We start from the raw sequence: 7,213 nt of genomic DNA, 5'->3' as shown, positions 1-7,213 counted from the left end.
GGAGCTCGGGCTGCGCAGCCCGAGCTCCGCCTTCGCGCCGGGCGCCGGTACCTTCTGCGGAGGCGGCCCGTGTTGTCGCCATCCAGATCGCGAACGCCACCTTCGCCACCCGCAGTACCGAGCTGTGGCGCCAGGGCTCGACCGCGGTCGCCTCCGACTCCACCCACGTCCGCGCCTACGACCAGAACCTGTTCACCGAGTGGCATTCCCGCTACCGCGGCCGCGGAGTGCTCATCTACTGGCACGTGGAGAAGAAGTCCCTGGCCATCCACTCCCAGCTGATCAACTGCACCGCCTCCGAGATCGCCGCGATGCTGGAGGTCGGCCGCGCGCAGAAGACCATCCTCGTCTCCCGCTACCTGCGGCTGCGTGACCTCCAACGCGAGATCGAGGAGGGTCTGAACGTCATGGAGTCCTCCAACGGCGCGAACTCCGTGATCGCCTACGGCAAGGGCGGGAAGATCGCGTCCAACCGGCTCGACGAGCAGGAGATGTTCGTTCTGTGCCTGCGGATCCTGCAATCGGCCCTGGTCTACGTGAACACCCTGATGCTCCAGGACGTCCTGGACGAACCGGAGTGGGCGGACCCTCACTCCCGCTGACCGGCGCGGCCTGACCCCACCGTTCTGGTCCCACGTGCGTCCGTACGGCGAGGTGAACCTCGACATAGGCACCCTCCTGAGCCTCACCACGGCCACCCTTCCCGGCCCTCGCACCATGAGCGGGGCGGACGACCGCAAGGCGACCAGGGAGAAGCCGGATGTTTCAGTCCGACCGGTGATCGCCCGCAAGGTCAGGCCGTTTGGTCGGGAGCCTGCAGAGAGTCGAGCCAGTGCAGGAGGAGGGCGCCCTGGCGGGTCACGCGTAAAAGGGGCAACGGGATGATCTTGAAGGCCTGATCCGCTCGGATCTACGTGCGGCGGCGGGCGCCTTCGGCGACGTGCCGGGCGACCGAGTCGACGCCGGGACGGGCACACCGCTCCAGGCAGGGGACGGAAGCGTGGCGGGAGCGGGCCAGCAGCATCGGGGTGGAGGTGCCGTCCTTCGCGTCGTGCGTCAAGGCGCTGTGCCGGAGCCGGTGAAGCGTCCAGTCGTTCAGGTCCTCGATGTCGTCGGCCGAGGCGAGGGGGTTGGCCGGCAGCCGGGTGTTCTCCTCGAAGATCTCCTCAGCGCGGCGGTAGGAGAGCCGGGCCCGGCCGGTCTCCGGGCACACGTCGAGCGTGGGCGTTCCGGCGGGGGTCTTGCGGTCGGTGAGGAACAGCGGGCCGCGGGTGCGCCGGGCGATGAGTCGGGGCAGGAGTTGGGCGGTGCCTGACTGCCAGTGAATCCACTCGGTCGCCCCGCCCTTGGCGGTGATCTTTCCCCGCTTGTCCTGCGGGTACAGGTCCTCCACGTCCAGGTACAGCACCTCGTCGGCCCGCGCGGCGGACTCGTGGAGCATCTTCCAGAACGTCTTCTCCCGCAGGGCTACGTCCGGGCGTTACAGGGCGGCGAGCTGGTTCTCCGCCAGAGCCTTGGTGCGGTCCGGCGGAGCCGGCCGCCGCTCGATGCCGATTGTCGGGTCCACGGCGATCCAGCCCTGGCGTGCCACCAGCCGATCGCCTTGCGCGCGATGGACAGCTCCCGGTTGACGGTGTCGGCGTCTATCTCGTCCGCCCGCGCCGCCGCCAGCTCGGCCAGGACTTCCGGCGGCGCCGGGTCGTCGATCGCGGCGACGGGGAAAACGGGCGGCTTCGCGCCCCGGCGGACGGGCCCGGTCGGCGCCGGTTCGCCGATGAGCATCCACCCCCCACGTCGTCAGCGAGATCCGGTAGATCCGCGCCGAGGACTTCGCGATGCCCGCGCCGGTGAGGTACCGCTCGACCGCCGCGGTGTACGACGCGGGCGGAGCGGCCACGGGCACCACCCGGGCGCGCGGCACACGCAACGCGCCCCCGCTCCCGAGTTCGGTCACCCGCCCCGCCCTCTCGGCACTGCCGCAGTAAATGCGTACACCTCGCCCTCCCGGGCGAAATGGCCCGCCTCAGGTCGCGATGATCACGGTAGAGGGTCCGCAGCAGTACATCCGGCATTTACGGCGGCAGGGGCGGAACGTGCTCCCTGCGGTGACCCGTTCGTCGCGTTGGGGTGGCGATCGTGGTCCGCCTCCCCTACTTTCCTCTCGGGAAAGCACCTGGTACTTTCCCGAGAGGAAAGTACGTGTGCCAGGCGAGGGTGGGGAGCCACATGACATTTCACGACGTACAGAACGCACTGGACGAGGTTCGGCGCCGAGGCGAGCAGGCCCGCGCCGAGCGCGTGCGCTACGGACTTTCCTGGCCCTACCTTCTTGCCGAGGCGCTACTCGTGTTCGCGGCGTTCGCCTCCTACGACCTGCCGAATCCATGGGGCGGGGCGGTACTTTTCCCCTCGTTGCTGCTGGCAGCGGGCACGATCGCGGTTTACGTGCGCAAGGCGCCCGTCCGCATGCCCCTCACCCGCAAGGACGCGCTCCACGGGGTAGCGGTCGGGCTGGGACTGGTGGGACTGTTCCGGTTGCTTTCGGACCTTGCGGGGGCTGTTGGCGTACTGGTCCCGCACGTGGTGGCCGCCGCGGCTCTGTGCGTGGCGGGGGTGCTGATCGCGCACAAGCGGGGGGTCGTAGTCGTGGCACGTGAACAGCGTGAACGTGGTGTCGGCGGGCGGTGCTGATGGACGACGGCTTCAACGAGTTCCTGCATGTCCCCGCGCGCCTGACGATCGTCGCACTGCTGGCACCGGCGAGCTGGACGGAGTTCGGATTCTTGCGAGACGCGATCCCCACCAGTGACTCTGCGCTCTCCAAACACCTTTCCTCACTTGCCGCCACGGGCTATGTCGAGGTCCGGAAGGACAAGTACGTCGGCGGCCGCCGCACCCTTGTACGGCTCACGGCTGACGGCCGGCAGGCGTTCCAAGGCCACGCCGCGGCCCTCGAGCGGATCGTCGCAACAGCTCGCGCTCCGCAGTGCGGTGAGCCGGACGGCTGACCACCACGAATGCAGGTAACAACCACATGAGAAGGAGCGACGAATGATGCCGCGGTTGAATCGGGGATCGGAACGGTTACCCAGCGTAATGCTCACGCTGGCGGCAGTGGTCCTGCTCGTGGACCAACTCACCAAGTTCTGGGCGGTCTCCGCGCTGTCCACCGGCGAGAGCATCACCGCGATCCCGACTCTGATCCGTTTCCGGCTGTTGTACAACGCCGGCGCCGCGTTCTCCATCGGCTCCGGCGCGACATGGGTGTTCACCCTGGCCACGGCGGGCGCAGTGGTCGGCATCCTCCGTGCCGCACGCAGACTGACTTCTCGTGGGTGGGCGCTTGTGCTGGGCACGCTACTCGGCGGCACGATGTCCCACTTGGGTGACAGGCTCTTCCGCGAGCCAGGTTTCGCCCGCGGGCATGTCGTGGACTTCATCGACTACGGCCCTTTCGTGGGGAACGTCGCCGACATTGCACTCGTCTGCGGATGCGCGGCGCTGGCGCTGCTCTGCCTACGTGGTGTGCCGCTTGCCAAGACGCCAGGCGAAGAGCCCTCCCCTGACGTGTCTACGGCACTGTCTGACTCGACATAGCCTGACGACTGAACCTCTGCGCCGTCTCGGAAGGCAGTACGCGAGCCGATGTCCGTTTCGCGCTTGCGACCGGGTCGGTGGCATCGGTCAGTCCGCGCTCTCGGAGATCATTTCCAAGAGCGCGGAAGCTTTTCCCGTGACCTCGAGCGCGGCCTTGTTCCGGGCCAGTTCCTTCTCCAGGCGCTCGACATGAGGGGTGGTTCTCCTGTCGTGCCCTCTCAGGTTGACCCGACAAAGCGGGATGTCTCACCCGAGGCTGACAGAGAACTCGTCTTGCCGATCGCGGTCCACGTAGAGGGACCACACATAGGTCGACGGGGGCTCAGGAGCCTGGCCGTTCGACTCCCGCAGGTGAGCAAGCGCGGGCAGTGCTTGCGGCCCGGTCGTGAGGCGTCGCCACCGGGCCCCGATCTCCAGACGACGGACAGGCGGCGGGCTGAATGGCCCCCCTCTTCACCGTCCCGCTCGATGCCGGCCACCAGCTCCACGTTGTCTACCGGGCCGTTCCTGACGAGGAGGGGGTCGACTACCTGGTGCACCATCCCGACTGGGACCGTGCCGAACCGCTCGCGCGCACCGGCGGGCACTTTATGGGCCCCGGACTGTCCTGGCCGGACCTGGTCGCGGCTGCTGACAGCGGCCCGCCCGGCGGCACCGTCGCAGACACCACGCCCGCCTACTGTTCCTGCTGCCCGCCTTCGCGGACTCGGCCACATCTCCGGAGTCCGTCGACCGCCTGGCCGCGGCCTTGCACGCCCGCCTGGGCTCGCAGTCCGCCGCGCCGCTCGCCATAGCCATGCTCGAAACGGGTAGTGCCGGAAGATGACCTGGCGGCCGGGCCCGGTGCGGGGCTGAAAGCTTCGGAATTCTCGGAACTCCCGTTCGTTGTGGGGGTGGTGGGCTCGGACGCTGTGCGCACGAGGCACCGCTTCGGACACGGTGCGCCCGCGGTCGGGTGCAGGGGGAGGCATGGTTGTGGGAGATCTGATCACCGGCAAACGGTCGAGATCCGAGGACGGCGAGACAGGCGGTGGCCAGACCGACGACGGAGCGACGGGCGGCGAGAGGCGACGGAAGACGCGCTCCTTCTGGAAGGAGCTCCCGATCCTCCTCGTCCTTGCGCTGGTGATCGCGCTGGGCATCAAGACGTTCTTGGTACAGGCGTTCTCAATCCCGTCGGGGTCGATGCAAAGCACCCTGCAGGTCGGCGACCGTGTGCTGGTCGACAAACTGACACCGTGGTTTGGATCCGAGCCGGAGCGCGGAGAGGTAGTGGTCTTCCATGATCCGGGCGGTTGGCTCCCGGGGAAGCCCGACAAGCCGAACGCGCTGCAGAGGGTGCTCAGCTTCGTTGGTCTGATGCCGTCGGCGGACGAGAAGGATCTGATCAAGCGGGTGATCGCGGTCGGCGGCGACACCGTGGAATGCTCGGGGAGCGGCCCTGTGAAGGTCAACGGGAAGGCGCTGGACGAACCGTACATCTACGCCGGCAACACCCCCTGCGGGGACAAGCCGTTCGGGCCGATCAAGGTGCCGAAGGGGAAGCTCTGGGTGATGGGCGACCATCGCCAGGACTCCTCGGACTCCCGGTATCACCAGGACCTTCACGGTGGAGGCACCATCGACGAGGACGAGGTGATCGGCCGGGCCGTAGTCGTCGCATGGCCGGTCGGCCGGTGGTCGTCGTTGCCGATGTCCGGCTAGTAGTGCTTCGTTAGGTTCTGTGTCTGGTTCGGTTGCGGGGTAGGGGTCGGTTGCAGGTGGTGCAGGTGCCGGTCCTGCTCTTCAGCAGATCCTGGAGTAGGTCCAGGATCTGATAGAGGGTTAGGCCGGCGTGTGGACTTCTGGGTCGAGCCGCCTGAAGGTGAGGAAGGCTTGGGCGGCGGTGACGAGGGTGACGTGGTGGTGCCAGCCGCGCCAGGTGCGGCCTTCGAAGTGGTCCAGGTCCAGGCCGTGTTTGAGTTCGCGGTAGTCGTGTTCGATGCGCCAGCGCATCTTCGCCCACCGCACCAGCTCGGCGACGGGCGTCTCGGGCGGCAGGTTCGATACCCAGAAACCCGTCGGGGTCTCCTGGTCGGCAGGCCACTCGACCAGGACCGTGGAAGTGGGCAAGGCTCCGTCCCACTGGTTGTGTCCGCCGCCTGACGGTTCGGACGGCGGCCAGGGACTGCTTGCCCGCCGTCCGAACCGTCAGGACCGCGAACCGTGAGGTCATCGCGCCTTTGCTGCCCTGTCGCCAGACCATCTTGGTGAAGTGGCCGACGGCAGCGGCCTCGGCCGCATGGAGAAGGAGAGCTCGTGGCGCCGTCCGGTATCGGGCCAAGGTCGGCGGACCCAGACCTCCGTAATCCGGCTGATACGGCTCGATGTTCAGCTCGTGGGCGACTTCCTTCCCGGTCAGCGCCAGCACATAGGACAGGCCCCGCTCCTGAAGGCCGTGACGGAAGGGCGTGCTGACGCCGTAGACCGCATCAGCGACCACAACCGGGGCTGTCAGCCCCCAGTCGGTCACGTTGTCCAGCAGCCCGAGCGCGAGGCGCCATTTCTCCTGATGGACGGTGCCGTCGGGATGCCGGCCCGGCGGCAGCGACCTGGCTCGTCCGTCCACTCCCGCGGCAGATACAACTGCCAGTCCAGCGGACACGACGCAGTATCGGTCGCGGCGTGGACGCTGACCGCGACCTGGCAGTTCGCCCGCTTCCCCAGGGCTCCGCAGTACTGACGGGCGACCCCGACCCTTGGACGTGCGTGTCACGGACACGCCCCGTGGGGACCAGTTGGGGACCAGACGGTGTCCGCGCACCTGAACGGCACGCACGTCACCACACGCTGTGCCCCCTGATTTCTGGACGTATGTTCAGACAAAAGGGATGACCCCTACTCCTGGGGGCCAAGGGGTCGCAGGTTCAAATCCTGTCGTCCCGACGGTGCAAGAGGGCTTCGAGCCCAGGTCAGGGCCCTGCCTCACTTCGGTGAGGCAGGGCCCTGACTCGTTGGCCCTGCGTGGTGAGCGGCTTCCGATCAGGGGTGGCGGCCCGCCAGCACGCAGAACTCGTTCCCCTCCGGGTCGGCGAGTGTGACCCAGCTCTCATTCCCGGTCTGGCCGACATCCGCGTGCCGGGCCCCCAGGCCGAGCAGGCGGCGGACCTCTTCGTCCTGCTCCCTGTCCGTCGCGTTGACGTCGATGTGAAGCCTGTTCTTGGCGGCCTTCCCCTCGGGCACACGGGCGAAGGTCATCGTCGGTGGCACCGGGCCGGGACGGTTCCTGCCCTCAGGAACCGCGGGAGAGCCGATGGTGACGACTTCGTCGTCCTCGTCCTGCACCACGTAGTCGAGGACCGAGCACCAGAACCGGGCGAGACCGCCGGGGTCGGCGCAGTCGATCGCCAGCTCGGTGAACTTGCTGGCCATGTCGGGACCTCCCGGTCGGGTAGCGGCCGTTCGCGCGTGACCGGCGGGGTGGCCGGCCGTTCCAGGTGCGGCGGAACTGCCGCCCCGTGTGCGGAGCTGACGGAGCGGCGGTCAACTCCTGGCGCTCGTTCACCGGTCGTGGTGCGGCGCGGACATGCCGACGTCCGTGTCCCCCCGACCGTGAGGTGACCGGTCGGGGGGACAC

General features: G+C 68.2%; 9 protein-coding genes and 1 pseudogene. 6 read left to right on the top strand and 4 right to left on the bottom strand.

Going from position 1 to position 7,213, the window contains the following annotated elements; genetic code table 11:
• The coding region (locus tag ACFQ6X_RS34965; RefSeq protein ID WP_383187952.1) for a Tn3 family transposase at positions 1 to 602 on the top strand (602 nt) is incomplete at its 5' end.
• A 308-nt stretch (positions 603 to 910) separates the two neighbouring features.
• On the opposite strand, the gene ACFQ6X_RS34960 is transcribed toward ACFQ6X_RS34965, so the two are convergent.
• A complete protein-coding gene (locus tag ACFQ6X_RS34960) occupies positions 911 to 1,441 on the bottom strand; it encodes a site-specific integrase (RefSeq protein ID WP_383187949.1) in 531 nt (176 codons plus the stop codon).
• Positions 1,442 to 1,835: 394 nt separating this feature from the next.
• On the opposite strand from ACFQ6X_RS34960, the gene ACFQ6X_RS34955 reads away from it, so the two are divergent.
• The 5 genes from ACFQ6X_RS34955 (at position 1,836) to lepB (ending at position 5,301) form a co-directional block, all read left to right on the top strand.
• Complete coding sequence (locus ACFQ6X_RS34955) at positions 1,836 to 1,985, top strand: hypothetical protein (protein ID WP_383187947.1); 150 nt, start codon at positions 1,836 to 1,838, stop codon at positions 1,983 to 1,985.
• Between the two features lie 241 nt (positions 1,986 to 2,226).
• The gene (locus ACFQ6X_RS34950) at positions 2,227 to 2,691 is read left to right on the top strand and encodes a hypothetical protein (protein WP_383187944.1); all 465 of its coding nucleotides are present in this window, start codon (positions 2,227 to 2,229) and stop codon (positions 2,689 to 2,691) included.
• Positions 2,691 to 3,008 (top strand): transcriptional regulator, encoded by a 318-nt coding sequence (locus tag ACFQ6X_RS34945; protein ID WP_383187957.1) that lies wholly within the window; start codon positions 2,691 to 2,693, stop codon positions 3,006 to 3,008. Before ACFQ6X_RS34950 ends, ACFQ6X_RS34945 begins: the two co-directional genes overlap by 1 nt.
• 88 nt (positions 3,009 to 3,096) lie before the next feature.
• Positions 3,097 to 3,597 (top strand): signal peptidase II, encoded by a 501-nt coding sequence (locus ACFQ6X_RS34940; RefSeq protein ID WP_383187941.1) that lies wholly within the window; start codon positions 3,097 to 3,099, stop codon positions 3,595 to 3,597.
• A 969-nt stretch (positions 3,598 to 4,566) separates the two neighbouring features.
• Positions 4,567 to 5,301, top strand: coding sequence for a signal peptidase I (lepB, locus tag ACFQ6X_RS34935; RefSeq protein ID WP_383187955.1), 735 nt, complete (start codon positions 4,567 to 4,569; stop codon positions 5,299 to 5,301).
• Positions 5,302 to 5,421: 120 nt separating this feature from the next.
• Here the strand turns inward: lepB and ACFQ6X_RS34930 are convergent, their stop codons facing one another.
• The 3 genes and pseudogenes from ACFQ6X_RS34930 to ACFQ6X_RS34920 all read right to left on the bottom strand — a co-directional run bounded on the left by ACFQ6X_RS34930 (position 5,422) and on the right by ACFQ6X_RS34920 (position 7,008).
• Positions 5,422 to 5,709, bottom strand: coding sequence for a transposase (locus tag ACFQ6X_RS34930; RefSeq protein ID WP_383187939.1), 288 nt, complete (start codon positions 5,707 to 5,709; stop codon positions 5,422 to 5,424).
• A 166-nt stretch (positions 5,710 to 5,875) separates the two neighbouring features.
• Positions 5,876 to 6,303 (bottom strand): annotated as a pseudogene (locus ACFQ6X_RS34925) (transposase); the annotation flags it as partial.
• Positions 6,304 to 6,618: 315 nt separating this feature from the next.
• On the bottom strand, positions 6,619 to 7,008 hold the full coding sequence (locus tag ACFQ6X_RS34920; protein ID WP_383187936.1) for a VOC family protein: 390 nt from the start codon (positions 7,006 to 7,008) through the stop codon (positions 6,619 to 6,621).
• Positions 7,009 to 7,213 lie beyond the last annotated feature (205 nt).

Source organism: Streptomyces sp. NPDC056452 (genome assembly GCF_042796085.1).
Classification (GTDB): Bacteria; Actinomycetota; Actinomycetes; order Streptomycetales; family Streptomycetaceae; genus Streptomyces.
This window is presented reverse-complemented; position numbering and strand designations above follow the sequence as displayed.